The organism is Vibrio sp. EJY3, assembly GCF_000241385.1.
Classification (GTDB): Bacteria; Pseudomonadota; Gammaproteobacteria; order Enterobacterales; family Vibrionaceae; genus Vibrio; species Vibrio natriegens.
The window spans coordinates 2,903,573-2,922,298 of the sequence record NC_016613.1; the positions used below are offsets into that span (position 1 = coordinate 2,903,573).

19 protein-coding genes are annotated in these 18,726 nt (G+C 44.8%); 10 read left to right on the forward strand and 9 right to left on the reverse strand.

Annotated elements, in window-relative coordinates:
* Window positions 1-3: 3 nt before the first annotated feature.
* From aceE to ampD, 3 genes are all read right to left on the reverse strand, one after another.
* Window positions 4-2,664: a pyruvate dehydrogenase (acetyl-transferring), homodimeric type gene (gene aceE / locus VEJY3_RS13015; RefSeq protein ID WP_014232946.1), complete on the reverse strand. Its 2,661-nt coding sequence runs from the start codon at window positions 2,662-2,664 to the stop codon at window positions 4-6.
* 49 nt (window positions 2,665-2,713) lie between these two features.
* Window positions 2,714-3,481 (reverse strand): pyruvate dehydrogenase complex transcriptional repressor PdhR, encoded by a 768-nt coding sequence (gene pdhR / locus VEJY3_RS13020; protein ID WP_014232947.1) that lies wholly within the window; start codon window positions 3,479-3,481, stop codon window positions 2,714-2,716.
* 409 nt (window positions 3,482-3,890) lie between these two features.
* Entirely contained in the window at window positions 3,891-4,436 is a 546-nt protein-coding gene (ampD, locus tag VEJY3_RS13025; RefSeq protein WP_014232948.1) for a 1,6-anhydro-N-acetylmuramyl-L-alanine amidase AmpD, read from the reverse strand.
* 92 nt (window positions 4,437-4,528) lie between these two features.
* Here ampD and nadC point away from each other — a divergent pair, with 92 nt between their 5' ends.
* From nadC to yacG, 8 genes are all read left to right on the forward strand, one after another.
* Window positions 4,529-5,416, forward strand: coding sequence for a carboxylating nicotinate-nucleotide diphosphorylase (gene nadC, locus VEJY3_RS13030; RefSeq protein WP_014232949.1), 888 nt, complete (start codon window positions 4,529-4,531; stop codon window positions 5,414-5,416).
* A 258-nt stretch (window positions 5,417-5,674) separates the two neighbouring features.
* A complete protein-coding gene (locus VEJY3_RS13035) occupies window positions 5,675-6,136 on the forward strand; it encodes a prepilin-type N-terminal cleavage/methylation domain-containing protein (protein WP_014232950.1) in 462 nt (153 codons plus the stop codon).
* On the forward strand, window positions 6,136-7,821 hold the full coding sequence (gene pilB, locus VEJY3_RS13040) for a type IV-A pilus assembly ATPase PilB (RefSeq protein WP_014232951.1): 1,686 nt from the start codon (window positions 6,136-6,138) through the stop codon (window positions 7,819-7,821). Before VEJY3_RS13035 ends, pilB begins: the two co-directional genes overlap by 1 nt.
* Before the next feature lie 30 nt (window positions 7,822-7,851).
* A complete protein-coding gene (locus VEJY3_RS13045; RefSeq protein ID WP_014232952.1) occupies window positions 7,852-9,075 on the forward strand; it encodes a type II secretion system F family protein in 1,224 nt (407 codons plus the stop codon).
* Between the two features lie 67 nt (window positions 9,076-9,142).
* Complete coding sequence (locus tag VEJY3_RS13050; RefSeq protein ID WP_014232953.1) at window positions 9,143-10,012, forward strand: A24 family peptidase; 870 nt, start codon at window positions 9,143-9,145, stop codon at window positions 10,010-10,012.
* Entirely contained in the window at window positions 10,013-10,627 is a 615-nt protein-coding gene (gene coaE, locus VEJY3_RS13055) for a dephospho-CoA kinase (RefSeq protein ID WP_014232954.1), read from the forward strand. It begins immediately after the preceding gene.
* A gap of 26 nt (window positions 10,628-10,653) precedes the next feature.
* A complete protein-coding gene (zapD, locus tag VEJY3_RS13060) occupies window positions 10,654-11,394 on the forward strand; it encodes a cell division protein ZapD (protein WP_014232955.1) in 741 nt (246 codons plus the stop codon).
* 73 nt (window positions 11,395-11,467) lie between these two features.
* A complete protein-coding gene (yacG, locus tag VEJY3_RS13065; protein WP_014232956.1) occupies window positions 11,468-11,662 on the forward strand; it encodes a DNA gyrase inhibitor YacG in 195 nt (64 codons plus the stop codon).
* A 376-nt stretch (window positions 11,663-12,038) separates the two neighbouring features.
* Here the strand turns inward: yacG and rplS are convergent, their stop codons facing one another.
* The 5 genes from rplS to ffh all read right to left on the reverse strand — a co-directional run bounded on the left by rplS (window position 12,039) and on the right by ffh (window position 15,640).
* On the reverse strand, window positions 12,039-12,392 hold the full coding sequence (gene rplS / locus VEJY3_RS13070; RefSeq protein WP_005379971.1) for a 50S ribosomal protein L19: 354 nt from the start codon (window positions 12,390-12,392) through the stop codon (window positions 12,039-12,041).
* A gap of 40 nt (window positions 12,393-12,432) precedes the next feature.
* Window positions 12,433-13,194, reverse strand: coding sequence for a tRNA (guanosine(37)-N1)-methyltransferase TrmD (trmD, locus tag VEJY3_RS13075; RefSeq protein WP_014232957.1), 762 nt, complete (start codon window positions 13,192-13,194; stop codon window positions 12,433-12,435).
* Between the two features lie 27 nt (window positions 13,195-13,221).
* Entirely contained in the window at window positions 13,222-13,770 is a 549-nt protein-coding gene (gene rimM, locus VEJY3_RS13080; protein ID WP_014232958.1) for a ribosome maturation factor RimM, read from the reverse strand.
* 30 nt (window positions 13,771-13,800) lie between these two features.
* Complete coding sequence (rpsP, locus tag VEJY3_RS13085; protein WP_005379962.1) at window positions 13,801-14,049, reverse strand: 30S ribosomal protein S16; 249 nt, start codon at window positions 14,047-14,049, stop codon at window positions 13,801-13,803.
* A gap of 208 nt (window positions 14,050-14,257) precedes the next feature.
* Window positions 14,258-15,640 (reverse strand): signal recognition particle protein, encoded by a 1,383-nt coding sequence (gene ffh / locus VEJY3_RS13090; protein ID WP_014232959.1) that lies wholly within the window; start codon window positions 15,638-15,640, stop codon window positions 14,258-14,260.
* 224 nt (window positions 15,641-15,864) lie between these two features.
* On the opposite strand from ffh, the gene VEJY3_RS13095 reads away from it, so the two are divergent.
* Together VEJY3_RS13095 and VEJY3_RS13100 are read left to right on the forward strand one after the other, a co-directional pair.
* Entirely contained in the window at window positions 15,865-16,659 is a 795-nt protein-coding gene (locus tag VEJY3_RS13095; protein WP_014232960.1) for an inner membrane protein YpjD, read from the forward strand.
* Between the two features lie 118 nt (window positions 16,660-16,777).
* A complete protein-coding gene (locus tag VEJY3_RS13100) occupies window positions 16,778-18,055 on the forward strand; it encodes an HlyC/CorC family transporter (RefSeq protein WP_014232961.1) in 1,278 nt (425 codons plus the stop codon).
* An 84-nt stretch (window positions 18,056-18,139) separates the two neighbouring features.
* Here the strand turns inward: VEJY3_RS13100 and luxS are convergent, their stop codons facing one another.
* Window positions 18,140-18,658, reverse strand: a complete 519-nt coding sequence (gene luxS / locus VEJY3_RS13105; protein WP_014232962.1) for an S-ribosylhomocysteine lyase — start codon at window positions 18,656-18,658, stop codon at window positions 18,140-18,142.
* Between the last annotated feature and the right edge of the window lie 68 nt (window positions 18,659-18,726).

The following is an 18,726-nucleotide window of genomic DNA, read 5'->3' on the forward strand; positions in this document are numbered from 1 at the left end:
TAATTAAGCGTATAGCGGGTTTGTTTTTTCAGTGTCGATGTCGAATTTCTTAATTGCTTCAGCAATTACAGATTTCTCAACTTCGCCACGTTTCGCTAGTTCAGTTAGCGCTGCTACTACTACGTAACCTGCGTTCACTTCGAAGTGACGACGTAGGTTTTCACGGCTGTCTGAGCGACCGAAGCCATCAGTACCAAGAACTTTGAAAGATTCAGCAGGGATGAATGCACGAACCTGCTCTGCGTAGTTCTTCATGTAGTCAGTTGCTGCGATAGCTGGCTCAGTACCCATTACTGTTTGGATGTATGGTACTTGCGCTTCCGCTTCTGGGTGTAGCATGTTGTAACGCTCTGCCGCTTGACCGTCGCGAGTTACTTCGTTGAATGACGTTACAGAGTAAACGTCAGATGCAACACCGTACTCATCGCTAAGGATTTGAGCTGCTTTACGTACTTCGTTCATGATAGTACCAGAGCTCATTAGCTGAACTTTACCTTTAGAACCAGTGTAAGTTTCTAGCTTGTAGATACCCTTACGAATGCCTTCTTCAGCGCCTTCTGGCATTGCTGGCATTGCGTAGTTCTCGTTCATTAGCGTTAGGTAGTAGAACACGTTCTCTTGCTCACCGTACATGCGACGGATACCGTCTTGCATGATTACCGCTACTTCGTAAGCGAATGTCGGATCGTAAGAGATACAGTTAGGAACTGTACCCGCCATGATGTGCGAGTGACCATCTTCGTGCTGCAGACCTTCACCGTTCAGTGTAGTACGACCAGCAGTTGCACCTAGTAGGAAACCACGTGCTTGTTGGTCACCAGCCATCCACGCCATGTCGCCAACACGTTGGAAGCCGAACATTGAGTAGTAGATGTAGAACGGAATCATTGGTAGGTCGTTTGTCGAGTATGAAGTTGCTGCTGCAACCCATGAAGACATAGCACCTAGCTCGTTGATACCTTCTTGTAGAACCTGACCTGAAGTCGCTTCTTTGTAGTAAGAAACAACGCCACGGTCTTCTGGTGTGTAAGTCTGGCCGTGCGGGTTGTAAATACCGATTTGACGGAATAGACCTTCCATACCGAATGTACGTGCTTCGTCAGCAATGATAGGAACGATGTTCTTACCAATGTTCTTGTTCTTAAGCAGAACGTTCAGTGAACGTACGAATGCCATAGTAGAAGAGATGTCACGCTTCTGCTCTTCTAGTAGAGGCTTGAATTCTTCTAGTTCAGGAACGATCAGTTCTTGAGTGAAGTTCGGTAGACGCTGAGGCGTGTAACCGTGTAGCGCTTTACGACGAGCGTGTAGGTATTCGTACTCTTTTGAACCTTCTTCAAGTTTCAGGTACGGAAGCTCTTTCACTGCTTCGTCAGTTAGAAGATCTTGTAGACCTAGACGATCACGTAGGTGTAGAACGTGAGTCATGTCCATCTTCTTAACTTGGTGCGCGATGTTCTTACCTTCAGCCGCTTCACCCATGCCGTAACCTTTAACAGTCTTAGCTAGGATAACCGTTGGACGGCCTTTAGTGTCTGCCGCGTTTTTGTATGCAGCGTATAGCTTAGAAGACTCGTGACCACCACGTTTAAGTGCGAAGATTTCATCATCAGTCATGTCAGCAACTAGTGCAGCTGTTTCTGGGTACTTACCGAAGAAGTGCTCACGTACGTATGCACCGTCTTTCGCTTTGAACGTTTGGTAATCGCCATCGATTGTTTCGTTCATAAGCTGTAGAAGCTTACCAGTTGTATCTTTAGCTAGTAGAGAATCCCAGTTGTTACCCCAGATTACTTTAACTACGTTCCAGCCAGCACCTTTGAACAGACCTTCAAGTTCTTGAATGATCTTACCGTTACCCATTACAGGGCCGTCTAGACGCTGAAGGTTGCAGTTGATTAGGAAACATAGGTTGTCTAGCTTCTCACGCGCAGCGAAAGAGATAGCACCACGTGATTCTGGCTCATCCATCTCACCGTCACCTAGGAACGCGTAAACGCGCTGCTCAGAAGTATCTTTCATGCCTCGGCCTTCAAGGTACTTAAGGAAACGAGCTTGGTAGATCGCAGAGATCGGACCTAGACCCATAGATACGGTTGGGAACTGCCAGAATTCAGGCATTAGTTTAGGGTGTGGGTATGACGGGATACCTTTACCATCTACTTCTTGACGGAAGTTGTCTAGCTGCTCTTCAGTTAGACGGCCTTCAACGAATGCACGAGAGTAGATACCTGGAGAAATGTGACCTTGGTAGTAAACTAGGTCGCCACCATCCTTCTCGTTTGGAGCACGGAAGAAATGGTTGAAACATGTTTCGTAGAATGCAGCAGAAGACTGGAAAGACGCCATGTGGCCGCCTAGTTCTAGGTCTTTCTTCGATGCACGTAGAACGATCATGATTGCGTTCCAGCGAATGATGGAACGAATACGACGCTCAAGTGTTGTGTCACCTGGGTAAGCTGGTTCTTGATCTGCTGGAATCGTGTTGATGTAGTTCGTGGTGATTCCAGTTGGCATGTCAACACCGTCTAGACGTGCTTTATCTAGAACTTGCTCAAGTAGGAACTGAGCACGCTCTACGCCTTCTTCACGTACAACTGACTCAAGTGCTTGTAGCCATTCTTGAGTTTCCAGTGCATCTACGTCATGCTTCATATCAGACATGGCGATCTATCCTTCTGTTGGTTGGATCTATAAAACAAGCAAATCGTCTTTAAGAGTCATTGCCCTGTTGCATTCGACGTAAAGAGCGTTCACGACGAGACTCTTCTCTGGTCAAATCCAACAATGTTTCTTCAATATAAGCTAAGTGTGAATGTGACATCTCACGCGCCTTTTCTGGCTGACCAGATACGATCGCATCCACGATGTTAGCTCGGTGTTTACTTACTTTCTCGACCGCCTCAGGGCGGCGATGCAATAATTTAAAATTCTGTAGAATATTTTGCTCAAGCAAAGGTGCCAGGCTGCGCACAATATGCAGTAGTACTACGTTGTGAGCCGCTTCCGTTAAAGCAATTAAGAACTGCATTACTTCCGCCGATTCAGCTGCAACGTCATCATTGGATTGCGCTTGGCTGATTCGTTCAAGACAGGCTTGAATTCGAGCAAAATCTTCTTCGGTACCACGAACGGCTGCAAAGTAAGCTGCAATACCTTCCATCGCGTGGCGCGTTTCCAGTAAATCCAGCTGAGTTTCAGAGTGACTAGACAATAAATTTAGCAGAGGATCGGAAAAACTTTTCCAGATGTTCTCACTAACAAAAGTGCCACCACCCTGACGGCGAGTAAGAAGACGCTTAGCTTCAAGGCGTTGAATTGCCTCACGGATCGACGGACGAGAAACATCAAACTGTTTTGCCAGTTCGCGCTCTGGTGGCAACTGCTGCCCCGGAGACAATGTTCCTTCCACAATCAACCTTTCTAACTCTTGTTCAATAACATCAGAGAGCTTTGGCTGACGAATCCTTTGATAAGCCATAATTTATTATTCTTCTACTCTTGCAGGTAATTGGTAATACCAATTTTAAGTTGGTGCAGAAATTAACATAATTAAAACGTCACTGTCCAGCCAAAAATTGACCTAAATCATAGAACGGGCCTGGCAAAAACACTCTGATAACAATTGACGGTTAAAACAGCAATAAAATTGGTCTTACCAATTACAATAACAAAACAAGTGGGGAAATGACGTGCTGAGCATTTTGAAAGTAAAAGCATAAAATGACAAAAAGATCAGGGCAAATATCGGCCACTTCCCTCGCTGTACACACAAAAATGTAGTTAATTTTCAACAAAAGTAATTATTTTTTGTATACAAAAAGGCATGGTTGAAACCATGCCTTATTGATTCTAGCTTTTATAATTTACATATTTATCACAACTTAATTTCAAATTAGTCGTCGATACTTGACCCAGTCAAAACTTAAGCCAGGGTCACTTTTTCTCAGTGGGGCGATGTACTGGTGGCCAGTAATTCGTTGGGGGGTAATGTTAGGGTATTGCGACATGATCGCTTGAGATAACCCCGCAAGTGACTGATATTGCTCGTCTGTGTATGCGACAAACTCAGTCCCTTCCAGTTCAACACCTATCGAATAGTCATTGCATCCAGCTCGTCCGGCAAAACTTGACTGGCCAGCATGCCATGCTCTATCGAGAAAGGACACAAACTGTACAATCTCGCCATTTCTCTTAATTAAGCAATGAGCCGAAACCCCCATTTTGTGAATTACTTCAAAAAATGGATGTACTTTCGGGTCCAATTTCCCGCAGAAAAAGTCCTCTATATAAGGACCGCCAAACTGGCCAGGCGGCAAACTGATGTTATGAACTACAAGCAGAGAGATATCATTTGTATCTGAACGAGCATCAAAAAAAGGCGACGGAACATGCTTTGCTTGCGTCAACCAGCCATTCTCGATAATTGGGCGCATATCAACCTCTATAGTTTGCAAATTAACTGCTGAAATTATTGACACCGGAGAGTATCATTCGTTGCCATCTCCCTTTCAAGACTAGATTTGCGATGAAGAACACACACAACAGCCAAGAACGCCTGGAATACCTGAAACAACAACTTCCTCTGGAGATCACTCGCTCCGTCGCCGATACCTTAAAAGAGGACCTCGGCGGCACAGTGGATATCAACAACGATATCACCGCATCTCTTATCCCTGCAGATGCCGTTAATACAGCGACGATCATCACTCGTGAGCACGGAGTGTTCTGCGGTCAGGCTTGGGCAGATGAAGTATTTAAACAGCTGGGCGGTAAAGTGACTATCGAGTGGCATGTACAAGACGGTGACAAGGTTGAACCAAACCAGACACTTTGTACCTTATCAGGCCCGGCTCGTGACCTGCTTACTGGCGAGCGTAACGCGATGAACTTTATTCAGACGCTTTCTGGTTGTGCGACCACAACGTCCGTTTACGCAGAAAAGATCGCGCACACCGAGTGCCGTCTGTTAGATACGCGTAAAACTATTCCGGGTCTGCGCAGCGCTCTAAAATACGCCGTCGCTTGTGGCGGTGGCTTCAACCATCGTATCGGCGTATTCGATGCATACCTCATTAAAGAAAACCACATCATTGCCTGCGGCGGCATCACTCAAGCGATCACAACAGCAAAAGAGTTGAACCCTGGCAAACCAGTCGAAGTAGAAACAGAAAGCTTAGACGAGTTAAAAGAAGCGATTGAAGCCGGTGCGGATATCATCATGCTGGATAACTTTACCAAAGAGATGATGCGTGAAGCAGTAGAAATCAACGCAGGTCGCGCAGCATTAGAAAACTCTGGCAACATCACCTTAGATACTATCGCAGAATACGCGGAAACTGGCGTAGATTACATCTCTGTCGGCGCGCTAACCAAGCACCTGAAAGCGATGGATCTTTCGATGCGCTTCAAATAACCAATTGATGAAAGCCATATTAAATAAACAAATTCAACAACTTATAAAGTAAACATTAAATAAAGGGCGCTTTGGCCCTTTATTTTTATCCGTAAAAAGCCAAATCAATCGCAATTCATTGCATATCAAATGTAATTAAGCATTAAAGATATCTATCTGACTCGATCACCCGCCGCGTGCCAGTTTTCACCACTTCTTACTCTCCATAATCTTGTGCCAATGCAACAGCATTATCTATCTCATGAGAAGGAAGAGAAAATGAAGTCAAATAAACAGAAAAAACAGCAAGGCTTTACGCTGATTGAATTAATGATTGTAGTGGCGATTATTGGGATTTTGGCAGCATTTGCTGTCCCTGCGTATCAAAACTACACTATGAAAGCACATGCGAGCGAAATGCTAAGTGCTTCCTCAGCAATGAAAACTTCGTTAGGAATCTGTATTATAAATGGAAGTTCAAACTGTAACTCAGGCAATGGTGGAGTACCTTCACAGCAAGATCTAGGTAGCTTTACAGTTAAAGCGGACGGCGGTAGCGCCGATGCTTTACCGACAATAAAAGCAAGCGTAGATACAGGTCAGACAAAAGGAAAACTAGTCGCAGGTGATACAATTGAAATTTCCCCAACCCTAACAACTGCCGGGGTAACTTGGGTAATTACTTGTACTAATGGCTCCAGCCAGACAGCTAACGTCGCAGATTGGTGTCCTAAAAATTAATGTATACCAACCTCTCAACGATTCTCCGCCAGTCAGGATTACTAAATCAATACCAAGAAGAATCGTTAATAGAGCAAGTCAACGCTTCTGGTATTTCAATGCCGGAAGCGTTAGTCAATTCTGGTATATTCACGACTAGCGAACTCGCGACTCACCTTAATTCAATCTTTGGTTTACCCTGCGAATCCTTATCTCACTATGATTACACCGCCCTGTGCCAAAAATTGGGGCTGCGTGAACTGATCACGAGTCATCATGCATTGCCACTGGAGCGAACGCCTTCGACGTTAACTCTCGCCATTGCCGACCCAACGAACCAACAAGCTGAAGATGATTTTCGCTTTGCTACCGGATTACAAGTCGACTTAGTTATCGCTGATTTTTCGGAGCTTGATGCTGCGATTCGCCGTTTGTACGGTCGTGCGTTAGGTCAGGAAAAATCGGGCTTAAAAGAGATCAACCAAGAAGAATTGGCTAATTTGGTTGACGTCGGTGCTGATGAAATCGATAACATCGAAGACTTAAGTCAGGACCAATCACCGGTTAGTCGCTATATCAACCAAATTTTGCTTGATGCGGTACGTAAAGGCGCATCCGATATCCACTTTGAGCCCTATGAAAAAATGTATAGAGTTCGCCTCCGTTGCGACGGTATTCTGATTGAGACTCAACAGCCGCCAAACCATTTAAGTCGACGCTTATCAGCGCGAATCAAAATTCTGTCCAAGCTTGATATTGCTGAAAGGCGCATGCCGCAAGACGGTCGAATCAAGTTAAAGCTTAATCAAGACACTGCGATTGATATGCGAGTGTCCACCTTACCCACTCTATTCGGAGAAAAAATCGTATTACGACTGCTCGACAGCAGTTCAGCTTCTCTGGATATAGATAAACTAGGCTACAGTGACCAGCAAAAGCAGCTGTACTTAGATGCTCTGCGTCGTCCACAAGGCATGATTTTAATGACCGGCCCAACCGGCAGCGGCAAAACCGTCTCGTTGTACACAGGGCTGAGCATACTCAATAAACCAGAGATAAATATTTCTACGGCTGAAGACCCGGTCGAAATTAACCTCTCCGGAATTAATCAGGTTCAGGTTCAACCCAAGATAGGCTTTGGTTTCGCGGAGGCACTGCGCTCTTTCCTGCGTCAAGACCCTGATGTGGTCATGGTGGGAGAAATCCGCGATTTGGACACAGCAGAAATCGCGATTAAGGCCTCACAAACCGGACACTTAGTCTTGTCGACACTCCACACAAATTCAGCCGCTGAAACCGTTATCCGCCTAACGAATATGGGCGTTGAAAGCTACAACCTCGCCTCGTCGCTCAGCCTTATTATTGCCCAGCGCTTAGCCCGTAAACTTTGCCCGCACTGTAAACAACCTCAAGAGGTTACCGCCGCATTACAACATATTGGCATTAACGCAACTGACCAGATTTATCAAGCCAACCCAAATGGCTGCAACCACTGTACACACGGCTATTCGGGACGAACTGGCATCTATGAGGTGATGCGTTTCGATGAAAATCTATCCGAAGCACTGATTAAAGGAGCCTCGGTACATCAACTGGAAAAACTCGCCATCCGTAACGGGATGAGCACACTACAAATGTCAGGTATTGAAAAGCTTAAGCAAGGCGTCACAAGCTTTAGCGAACTGCAGCGCGTGCTCTACTTTTAAATTCACTTTGAACTAGCAGCCATTTAGCCTATGAAAACGACGACCCCACAACTAAAGAACTTCCGCTGGAAAGGCATTAATAGCTCAGGAAAAAAAACTTCTGGGCAAACGCTGGCCATGAGCGAAGTGGAAGTACGCGAACGACTCAGCGCTCAGCACATAAAAATCAAAAAACTGAAAAAAAGTAGTATTTCTTTTATAACCAAACTGAGTCATCGGGTAAAAGGCAAAGACATCACCGTTTTTACTCGTCAAATTTCGACTATGCTGGTCACTGGTGTCCCACTCGTTCAGGCTTTAAAATTGGTTTCCAATAACCATAAAAAAGCCGAGATGAAGTCTATTTTAATGAGCGTAACTCGAGCGGTTGAAGCGGGTACACCGATGTCGAAAGCAATGCGCACGGCCAGCACACATTTTGACGCACTTTATACTGACCTCATCGCAACCGGAGAACTGTCAGGCAATCTGGCAGAAGTGTTTGAACGACTGGCCACTTATCGTGAAAAAAGTGAGGAACTCAGAGCAAAAGTCATCAAGGCCCTGATCTACCCAGCCATGGTTATGTTGGTTGCGCTCGGAGTGTCCTATCTCATGCTCACTCAAGTTATCCCCGAGTTTGAAAAAATGTTTTCTGGGTTTGGGGCTGAGTTACCTTGGTTCACCAGACAAGTACTAGACTTGTCTGCGTGGATGCAAAATTGGGGTTCATTTATCGCTCTTGGGGCACTTAGCCTAATTATATCAGCAAGAATACTGGTCAAACGTTCTGATTCTTTTCGCTTGATGATGGATCGAGCCATATTGAGAATTCCCGTTCTTGGCGCTGTGTTGTCCAAGGCTGCGATTGCTAAATTTAGCCGAACCCTGGCCACCAGCTTCAGTGCTGGTATTCCTATTCTGACCAGTTTAAAAACCACCTCCAAAACGTCAGGAAATCTGCACTATCAGCTGGCAGTAGAAGAGGTCTATCGTGATACAGCCGCTGGTATGCCAATGTATGTCGCGATGCGTAACTGCGATGTTTTCCCTGAATTAGTGCTACAAATGGTGATGATAGGAGAGGAGTCCGGGCGGCTTGACGATATGCTCAATAAAGTTGCTACGATCTATGAATTCGAAGTAGATAATACCGTCGATAACCTAAGTAAGATTCTTGAACCGCTGATTATTGTTTTTCTTGGTGTGGTCGTTGGTGGATTAGTGACAGCAATGTACCTGCCAATCTTTAACTTAATGAGTGTATTAGGCTAAAATGGAGGCTGTAAATTAATCATTAAAACAGCACCTTGCCGTTTGATGCACCGCTCAAGAGACAAATATGGAAGTATTTCAGTACTACCCATGGTTATTCGTTGTATTCGCCGTGGTTTTTGGTTTGATCGTGGGAAGTTTTCTCAATGTCGTTATCTATCGACTTCCAAAAATCATGGAGCTGGAATGGCGCCGTGAATGTGCTGAGTCTTTTCCTGAATACAATATTGAATCACCTAAAGAAGTACTCACATTAAGCGTACCCCGCTCCTCTTGCCAACAGTGCGGTACTCCGATTCGCATTCGCGATAACATCCCAGTGATCAGTTGGCTACTTCTAAAAGGTAAATGCCACAACTGTAGCGCCCCGATCAGCGCCAGATACCCAATTGTAGAAATACTGACGGCAGCCTGCTCCGGCTACGTTGCGTTTCATTTTGGATTCAGCTATTTCACTATTGCGCTAATATTCTTTACTTTCATTCTGATCACAGCGACATTTATCGATCTCGATACCATGCTGCTGCCCGATCAATTAACATTGCCATTAACTTGGGCTGGCATTGCTCTAGCATTGTTCGAAGTTAGTCCTGTTAGTCTGCAAGATGCCGTGATTGGTGCAATCGCTGGCTATTTATGTCTCTGGTCTGTTTATTGGGGCTTTAAGTTGCTTACTGGCAAGGAAGGCATGGGCTATGGCGACTTTAAGCTACTCGCAGCGCTTGGCGCATGGCTGGGTTGGCAAGCTTTACCAATGATCATTTTGCTTTCTTCCATCGTAGGCGTCATATTTGGAATAATTCAGCTACGATTGCAGAAGAAAGGGATCGAAAAGGCCTTCCCTTTCGGTCCTTACTTAGCGATTGCCGGATGGGTAAGTTTACTCTGGGGTGATCAAATTCTAAATTGGTATTTCACATCAATTCTAGGAGCGTAAATGGCTTTGGTTATTGGCTTAACAGGCGGTATCGCTAGCGGTAAAACCACCGTGGCGAATCTGTTCAAGCAGCAATTTAAAATCGACATCGTTGATGCAGATATTGTTGCAAGAGAAGTCGTCGAACCCGGAACACCGGGACTGACAGCAATTATTGAGCACTTTGGTAGCGATATTGTTCGTGACGATCAAATGCTCGATCGGGCGAAGTTAAGAGAGAAAATTTTTTCGAACCCAGATGAAAAAGACTGGCTTAATAAGCTATTGCACCCGATCATTCGCGAAAAAATGGTAGAAGACTTACAGCAAGTCACCTCTGATTATGCGCTTTTGGTTGTGCCGCTACTGGTAGAGAACCAACTAGAAAGCTTGTGTGACCGTGTTCTGGTGGTGGATGTCGATCCTGAAACGCAAATATCTCGTACGATGAAACGTGATAATGTCAGCGAAGAACAAGCCCGTGCGATACTTGTATCTCAGGCATCAAGACAGCAAAGGCTCGATATGGCAGACGATGTGGTTAAAAATAACCCGGATGACCAAGATCTTTTGCTTCAAATCACAGATTTGCATGAAAAGTACCTAGCCATGTGTAAGAAAAATCTGCAAAATTAGAATGAAACTCACCAAGGCTTATGTCGATGACCACGCACAAATTTGAACATCCGTTAAATGAGAAAACTCGTATTTATCTAAGAGTAGAGTCTCTGCTGCGTCAGGCTCACTTGGCTTCTGGCTTTGCTGAAAATCATCAGTACCAGCTATTTTTCCGTGCGTTGTTTGATATGGTTGAGATTTTCGAGCAACTACAACTGAAAAGTGAACTGGCCAAAGATCTTGAAAAACAGCGTTTGAGTTATCGACACTGGCTCCATGTAGAAGGTGTCGATCAAGAGGCACTTACATCCTTACTTAATGATATCGATGTTGTGCACAAACAATTAATGCGAGCTGAAAGGTTTGGTCAGGCACTTAAAGATGATCGATTCTTAAGCTCGATCAGACAACGATTTAATCTGCCTGGTGGCTCTTGTTGTTTTGATTTACCAGCTTTGCACTACTGGCTGCATTTACCACTTGATCGTAAAAAGCAGGATGCACAAAAATGGCTGGATAGCTTGAAGCCGCTTTCGGATGCGTTGAACTTATGGCTAAAGTTAACCCGAGAAACCGGGCAATTTAAAGCTCAAATCGGCCGTGCGGGCTTCTTCCAGAGCGATGCTGATGAAGCGAATATTCTGAGACTTCATATCCCTATGGAGCACGGCGTTTACCCAATGATTTCAGGTCATAAAAACCGCTTTGCGATTAAGTTTATGTCGTTTGAAAGTGGTCAAGCTTGCACTCAAGATGTCGAGTTTGAATTAGCGGTATGTAGCTAGCCGAATCTCACTCAACTACTATTTCATTATTCCTCTCTATTCGAGAAACATTGTTAATTCAGAGAACCAACCCATGTCTAAAATTACTATCGTTCAATGCCCTCAATGTGGAGCCGACGTAGAATGGGGAGAGCAAAGCCCTCACCGACCATTTTGTAGCAAAAAATGCCAGATGATTGATTTTGGTGAATGGGCAGACGAAGAGAATGCCATCGCTGGCGCGCCAGACATGTCAGACAGTGACGGTTGGTCAGAAGATCAATACTAGGTTCTAGGTTCTAGGTTCTAGGTTCTAGGTTCTAGGTTCTAGGTTCTAGGTTCTAGGTTCTAGGTTCTAGGTTCTAGGTTCTAGGTTCTAGGTTCTAAAGATTGAGGAAGTTGGCGTGAGAGCGTCAACTTTTTTATTGCCTGTCGAAAAGCAGTTCTCTTTCTCTACTGGTTTACCGCCTTTCTATCTGCAATTCGGCTTAGTTTCAGAGGATTAAGCGAAGGTGTATTTTACTATAGCAAGGAGAAGGAACGGAGTTTACGCCAGTAAATGAGTACCGCCGACACAGCTATAGTGAAATACAACCAGCTTAAACCCAGAAATAAAAAAACGGAGCCCAAAAGGACTCCGTTTAATGAGAACGCTAGTTATAGCATTACTTCTTAGCAAGTTTCTCTTTGATACGAGCAGACTTACCAGAACGCTCACGTAGGTAGTACAACTTGGCACGACGTACTGCACCACGGCGTTTAACTTCGATGCTATCAACGATTGGAGAGTGTGTTTGGAACGTACGCTCAACACCTTCACCGTTAGAGATCTTACGTACAGTGAAAGCAGAGTGTAGACCACGGTTACGGATTGCGATTACAACGCCTTCGAAAGCCTGTAGACGCTCACGGTCACCTTCTTTTACCTTAACTTGAACAACAACAGTGTCACCTGGTGCAAATTTAGGTAGGTCTGATTTCATTTGCTCTTCTTCAAGAGCTTTGATGATGTTACTCATTTTAAAATTCCTAGAATAAACTGATACTAAATAAATTAGGTTACTTTGCATTCTGTTCGTTAACGGCTTTATGCTCATTAACAAACTCGGCAAGTAATTGTTCCTGTTCGTCAGTCAGAGCTAGGTTTTCCAGGAGCTCTGGTCTTCTTAGCCAAGTTCGGCCCAGCGACTGCTTGAGTCGCCATTGACGAATGTCCTTGTGATTACCTGACATCAGTACCGCTGGTACTTCTTTGCCATCCAATACTTCAGGACGCGTATAGTGAGGGCAATCTAGCAAACCATTAGCAAAAGAATCTTCTTCTGCTGACGAGAAATCACCCAGCACTCCCGGTATAAACCGAGAAACTGAATCAATTAACGTCATGGCTGGTATCTCGCCACCCGTCATCACAAAATCCCCAATCGACCATTCTTCGTCGACTTCGGATTGAATGATGCGCTCATCTACCCCTTCATAACGGCCACAAATAAGAAGTAAATTCTCATTTGTTGCCAGTTCTTCAACCCCTTGCTGGTCGAGTTTGCGACCTTGAGGAGAGAGGTAAATGACTTTCGTCTTACCCGGTGAGGCTTGCTTAGCGGTATGAATGGCATCGCGCAAAGGCTGAACCATCATTAACATACCAGGGCCACCACCGTAAGGTCGGTCATCGACAGTTCGATGTTTGTCGTGAGTGAAATCTCGAGGATTCCAAGTCTCAATCGACAAAAGACCTTTTTTAACCGCTTGACCTGTTACTCCAAAATCAGTAACAGAACGGAACATTTCAGGAAAAAGGCTAATAACGCCAACCCACATGTTTATCTCGCTCTGTAATTTTGGAGATTAGAATCCAGGATCCCAGTCAACTTCGATCCGTTGAGCTTCGCGATCAACTTTAATGATCACTTGCTCTTCAAGGAACGGGATTAATCGTTCCTTTTGCCCGAAAGCATCTTTAAGATTTGCTTTAACAACCAGAACATCGTTTGAGCCAGTTTCTAGCATGTCAGTAACGACACCTAGATCGTAACCTTTAGTGGTTACTACTTGCATCCCAAACAATTCACGCCAGTAGAACTCATCTTCTGACAATTCAGGTAGTACCGCAGGGTCAATAGCAATTTCAAAGTTCGTCATTAAATGCGCGTCTTCACGAACATCCATGCCTTCCAGCTTAGCCACCATACCTTTGTTATGGCGCTTCCAGCTTTCTACTTTGTACTCAACCCATGTGCCCTTTTGGTTAATGTACCAAGGACTGTAATCGAAAATGCTTTCAGCATTGTCTGTGTAGGAAAAAACCTTAAGCCAACCTCGAATGCCGTAAGTAGCACCAAACTTGCCTACAACAATCTTTTCGTTGCTCATTGTTTCTTTACCTTTCATCGACATAAACTAGTTTCTACTTCTAACAGTAAAAAATTAAGCCGCTTTTTGAGCGTCTTTAACTAGCTTAGCAACGCGGTCAGATACAGACGCGCCTTGACCAACCCAGTGGTTAACGCGGTCTAGGTCTAGACGTAGACCTTCTTCTTGACCTTTAGCAGTTGGGTTAAAGAAACCAACTTTCTCGATGAAACGGCCAGTTGCAGCGTTGCGGCTGTCCGCTACTACGATTTGATAAAATGGACGCTTCTTAGCGCCGTGACGTGCCAAACGAATGGTTACCATGTCGTCCTCTTTGCTTTCTCAAAAATAAAATTAACCCCAAGAACCATTCAATAAATGAACAATTTGGGGCTCGTGCCAAAATAAAGCTCCGGAATTTTACTCTTATGCCGGAGCAATGCAAGGGATTTAGTTACTTTTTCACCAACATAAATTGAAATTAAAGTTTGTGATGTAGCTAACACCCTGAAACTATAGTGTGAGCGAGTGATTATCGACCAAATGGGTTGAAACCACCACCTCCGCCCATGCCACCCATCATGCCTTGCATGTTGCGCATCATGCCTTTCATGCCGCCTTTTTGCATCTTCTTCATCATTTTCTGCATCTGGGTGAACTGTTTTAGCAGACGGTTTACGTCCTGAACCTGCACACCGGAACCTGCAGCAATACGCTTCTTACGCGAACCCTTGATGATTTCTGGGCGTTGACGCTCTTTCATCGTCATAGAGCTGATGATCGCTTCCATTTGCTTAAACATCTTGTCATCGACTTTATCTTTGACATTGTCAGGTAGCTGAGACATGCCTGGAAGTTTATCCATCATGCCCATCATGCCGCCCATGTTTTGCATTTGGCCTAGCTGTTCTCGGAAGTCTTCTAAGTCGAAGCCTTTCTTCTCTTTGAACTTTTTCGCCAGTTTTTCTGCTTTTTCTTGGTCAACGTTACGTTGCAGGTCTTCAATCAAAGACAGTACGTCACCCATGCCAAGAATACGTGATGCTACGCGGTCTGGGTGGAAGGGTTCTAGTGCGTCAGTTTTCTCACCAACACCTAGGAATTTGATTGGTTTACCCGTGATATGACGAACCGATAGCGCCGCACCGCCACGAGCGTCACCATCAACTTTGGTTAGAATCACACCCGTAAGTGGCAGTGCATCCCCAAAGGCTTTAGCGGTATTCGCCGCATCCTGACCTGTCATTGCATCAACAACAAACAGTGTCTCGACAGGGTTAATCGCAGAGTGAAGATCTTTAATCTCACCCATCATCTGTTCATCAATCGCCAAACGACCAGCGGTATCGACAATCAGAACGTCGTAGAATTTCTTCTTCGCGTGGTCGATTGCTGCGTTCGCAATATCAATAGGCTTTTGGTCTGGTGAGGACGGGAAGAAATCAACACCAATGTCTGATGCCAGTGTTTCTAGTTGTTTGATCGCCGCAGGACGGTAAACGTCAGCAGACACAACCAGTACTTTCTTCTTATCACGCTCTTTTAACAGCTTGGATAGCTTACCTACCGATGTGGTTTTACCCGCACCTTGTAGACCTGCCATCAAAAGTACTGCTGGCGGCTGAGCGGCTAGGTTCAGAGCTTCGTTAGACTCACCCATTACAGCTTCAAGTTCGCCTTGAACGATCTTAATAAACTCTTGACCCGGAGTCAGAGATTTCGAAACTTCTACACCAACCGCTTTTTCTTTAACGCGGTTTACAAATTCACGAACAACAGGAAGCGCAACGTCCGCTTCCAAGAGTGCCATTCGCACTTCACGTAGGGTTTCTTTAATGTTGTCTTCTGTCAGACGACCTTTGCCACTGATATTTTTCAGCGTTTTGGATAATCGATCCGTTAAATTCTCAAACATCTTTGTCTCTTCGCTAAAATGGCGATTAATTAGTGTGAGTATACCTTAGCCAAGGTCTGAGTCATACCCGTACCGCTGCTCTATTATTGTCTCTATTTCTATATGGAGGGGTAACTTATTAATTTCAATATCTCATCTATCGCGATTGTTGTCGCATAGAGCGTAGCCGCAAAGAGTAATGCAAGGTATAATTTCTCTATTGTGCACAACAACATTTAGGATTCATGGATAGCGTAATTGCCATCGCGGCCGCCATACTTTACGTATTAGCGATTGCGACGATCATACCCGGACTTTCACAGCAGTCAGTCATCAAAGCAAAAACCGTATTTGCCAGCGCTGCCTGTGCGCTTGTTTTCCATGCGTGGTTATTGAGTGATCTGATCCTCGATGGTTCTGGTCAGAACTTTAGTATTCTTAATGTCGCCTCTCTTATCAGTTTCATCATCTCTCTGGTGATGAGCGTTGCGATGCTAAAGAACCGGCTTTGGTTTCTGTTGCCTGTTGTCTATAGCTTTGCTGCCATCAACTTATCTGCCGCGGCTTTTTTACCAAGCACCTTCATCAAGCATTTAGAAAACGATCCTAAGCTACTCATTCATATTTCTTTTGCTCTGTTTTCTTATGCCACTCTGAGTATTGGTGCGTTGTATGCGCTGCAACTCGCTTGGCTGGACCACAAACTGAAAACCAAAAAGTCTCTGGCAATCAACCCTAATTTACCGCCATTACTCATGGTTGAACGTCAGTTGTTTAAAATTATTTTGATTGGTAATTTGCTTCTGACGGCTACGCTTATTACTGGCTACGTGTTTGTTCAAGATATGTTCGCGGAAGGAAAAGCGCATAAAGCCATTCTTTCTTTCATTGCTTGGGTGGTCTATTCAGTATTGCTGTGGGGCCATTATCAAAAAGGTTGGCGCGGAAGAAAAGTGACTTGGTTTGCCGTTGCGGGAGCCACATTACTCACTCTGGCTTACTTCGGCAGCCGCTTTGTAAAAGAGATCATTTTGAATTAAGGCGTCCACAAGCCCTTTATATTCAAAGTTAAATCAAATACAGTACCGTAAATCTATGACTTAACAGTTATACATAGCTTTTAAAAATAACCCAATACTTACAAGGAACAGCAACGTTTTGGACGACATATCTACGGGTATCTTATTTGCGCTACTCGCGTGTCTTATCGTCATATCAGGTTACTTTTCCGGTTCAGAAACAGGGATGATGTCACTGAACCGTTATCGCTTGAAACACTTAGCCAAAAATGGGCATAAGGGAGCAAAGCGTGTCGAAAAATTATTAGACCGTCCGGATCGCCTGATCGGTCTTATTCTTATCGGCAATAACCTTGTGAACATCCTCGCTTCTGCAATTGCGACTATTATCGGCATGCGCCTCTACGGTGACATGGGGGTGGCGATTGCGACTGGTGCGCTCACCATGGTGGTTTTAGTGTTTGCCGAAGTGACGCCAAAAACTATTGCCGCTTTGTATCCAGAGCGCGTGTCTTATACCAGCAGCATTCTGTTGACCATTCTGATGAAGTTACTTTCACCACTTGTGCTGCTTGTAAACTTCATTACCAATGGCTTTATTCGTCTGCTTGGGGTAAAGGCTGATCACTCTGTGGAAGATCACCTCAGTTCAGAAGAGCTGCGCACGGTTGTAAATGAAGCCGGCGGTCTTATCCCTCGTCGCCACCAAGATATGCTGGTGTCCATCCTAGATCTTGAGCACGTCACGGTAAACGACATTATGGTGCCACGTAATGAAATTACCGGTATCGATATCAACGACGACTGGAAGTCTATCGTTCGTCAGTTAACGCACTCACCACATGGCCGTATCGTTTTTTACCGCGATCAAATCGATGAAGTGGTCGGCATGCTGCGTTTGCGTGAGGCTTACCGCCTGATGCTTGAAAAGAACGAGTTCACCAAAGAGACATTGCTGCGTGCGGCTGACGAAGTGTACTACATTCCCGAAGGTACGCCTCTGAACGTGCAGATGTTGAAGTTCCAGCGCAATAAACAGCGCATTGGCCTTATCGTTGATGAGTATGGTGACATTATTGGCTTGGTAACGCTTGAAGATATCCTGGAAGAGATCATCGGTGAGTTTACCACTTCGATCTCACCAAGCTTATCTGATGAAATCAGCCCGCAAGGGGATGGCAGCTTCTTGATTGAAGGCAGCACCAATATTCGTGACATCAATAAAGGTCTGAAATGGCATCTGCCGACTGATGGCCCTCGTACACTAAACGGCTTGATCTTAGAGCACTTAGAAGACATTCCCGAAAGTCACCTGAGCGTGCAAGTCTCCGGACATCCGATGGAAATTGTCGAGATTGAAGAGAACCGAATTAAGTTAGTTCGCGTCTACCCTAAACGGAAGAAAGGCAGTAACTAAAAGTAATCTGTTTACAGACACATAAAAAGAGCCTGACATTGTCAGGCTCTTTTCGTTAAATCATTTGATAAGACAACTCAGGTCTTAGTCGATACGCAATTCTTTTAACATCGACTCAGGCAGAGCTAGCTCATCATTTTTATTCACTGACACACCCGCATCCAGAATGTTTTTCGCAATTTGCTTTGCTTCATCCAGTGAGTGCATTGCCGCAGTGCCACATTGGTATTCATTCAGCTCAGGGATTTTGTTCTGACTTTCGACTTTCAGTACATCTTCCATTGATGCAATCCAAGCATCCGCGACTTGTTGCTCTGAAGGCGTACCGATCAGGCTCATGTAGAAGCCAGTACGACATCCCATTGGCGAAATATCAATGATCTCAACGCTGTCACCGTTTAGATGGCTACGCATAAAGCCGGCGTAAAGGTGCTCTAGTGTATGGATGCCTTTCTCTGAAAGGATATCTTTGTTTGGTGCAGTAAAGCGTAAATCGAAGACAGTAATGGTGTCCCCTTTCGGGGTTTGCATGGTTTTCGCGACTCGCACAGCAGGTGCATTCATACGAGTGTGATCCACAGTAAAACTATCGAGTAAAGGCATTACATCTCTCCTGATTGTAATCTCAACACCTTACGGTATTGGTTTGATTTCTGTTATCCCTATTAGGG

What these genes read in the sequence shown, in the direction of transcription:
- luxS (WP_014232962.1), bottom strand. Translation starts at nt 18,658, where the DNA reads ATGCCTTTACTCGATAGTTTTACTGTGGATCACACTCGTATGAATGCA.
- pdhR (WP_014232947.1), bottom strand. Translation starts at nt 3,481, where the DNA reads ATGGCTTATCAAAGGATTCGTCAGCCAAAGCTCTCTGATGTTATTGAA.
- VEJY3_RS13045 (WP_014232952.1), top strand. Translation starts at nt 7,852, where the DNA reads ATGAAAACGACGACCCCACAACTAAAGAACTTCCGCTGGAAAGGCATT.
- aceE (WP_014232946.1), bottom strand. Translation starts at nt 2,664, where the DNA reads ATGTCTGATATGAAGCATGACGTAGATGCACTGGAAACTCAAGAATGG.
- ampD (WP_014232948.1), bottom strand. Translation starts at nt 4,436, where the DNA reads ATGCGCCCAATTATCGAGAATGGCTGGTTGACGCAAGCAAAGCATGTT.
- VEJY3_RS13035 (WP_014232950.1), top strand. Translation starts at nt 5,675, where the DNA reads ATGAAGTCAAATAAACAGAAAAAACAGCAAGGCTTTACGCTGATTGAA.
- trmD (WP_014232957.1), bottom strand. Translation starts at nt 13,194, where the DNA reads ATGTGGGTTGGCGTTATTAGCCTTTTTCCTGAAATGTTCCGTTCTGTT.
- VEJY3_RS13095 (WP_014232960.1), top strand. Translation starts at nt 15,865, where the DNA reads ATGGATAGCGTAATTGCCATCGCGGCCGCCATACTTTACGTATTAGCG.
- pilB (WP_014232951.1), top strand. Translation starts at nt 6,136, where the DNA reads ATGTATACCAACCTCTCAACGATTCTCCGCCAGTCAGGATTACTAAAT.
- zapD (WP_014232955.1), top strand. Translation starts at nt 10,654, where the DNA reads ATGACCACGCACAAATTTGAACATCCGTTAAATGAGAAAACTCGTATT.
- coaE (WP_014232954.1), top strand. Translation starts at nt 10,013, where the DNA reads ATGGCTTTGGTTATTGGCTTAACAGGCGGTATCGCTAGCGGTAAAACC.
- VEJY3_RS13050 (WP_014232953.1), top strand. Translation starts at nt 9,143, where the DNA reads ATGGAAGTATTTCAGTACTACCCATGGTTATTCGTTGTATTCGCCGTG.
- nadC (WP_014232949.1), top strand. Translation starts at nt 4,529, where the DNA reads ATGAAGAACACACACAACAGCCAAGAACGCCTGGAATACCTGAAACAA.
- rimM (WP_014232958.1), bottom strand. Translation starts at nt 13,770, where the DNA reads ATGTCGATGAAAGGTAAAGAAACAATGAGCAACGAAAAGATTGTTGTA.
- yacG (WP_014232956.1), top strand. Translation starts at nt 11,468, where the DNA reads ATGTCTAAAATTACTATCGTTCAATGCCCTCAATGTGGAGCCGACGTA.
- rpsP (WP_005379962.1), bottom strand. Translation starts at nt 14,049, where the DNA reads ATGGTAACCATTCGTTTGGCACGTCACGGCGCTAAGAAGCGTCCATTT.
- ffh (WP_014232959.1), bottom strand. Translation starts at nt 15,640, where the DNA reads ATGTTTGAGAATTTAACGGATCGATTATCCAAAACGCTGAAAAATATC.
- rplS (WP_005379971.1), bottom strand. Translation starts at nt 12,392, where the DNA reads ATGAGTAACATCATCAAAGCTCTTGAAGAAGAGCAAATGAAATCAGAC.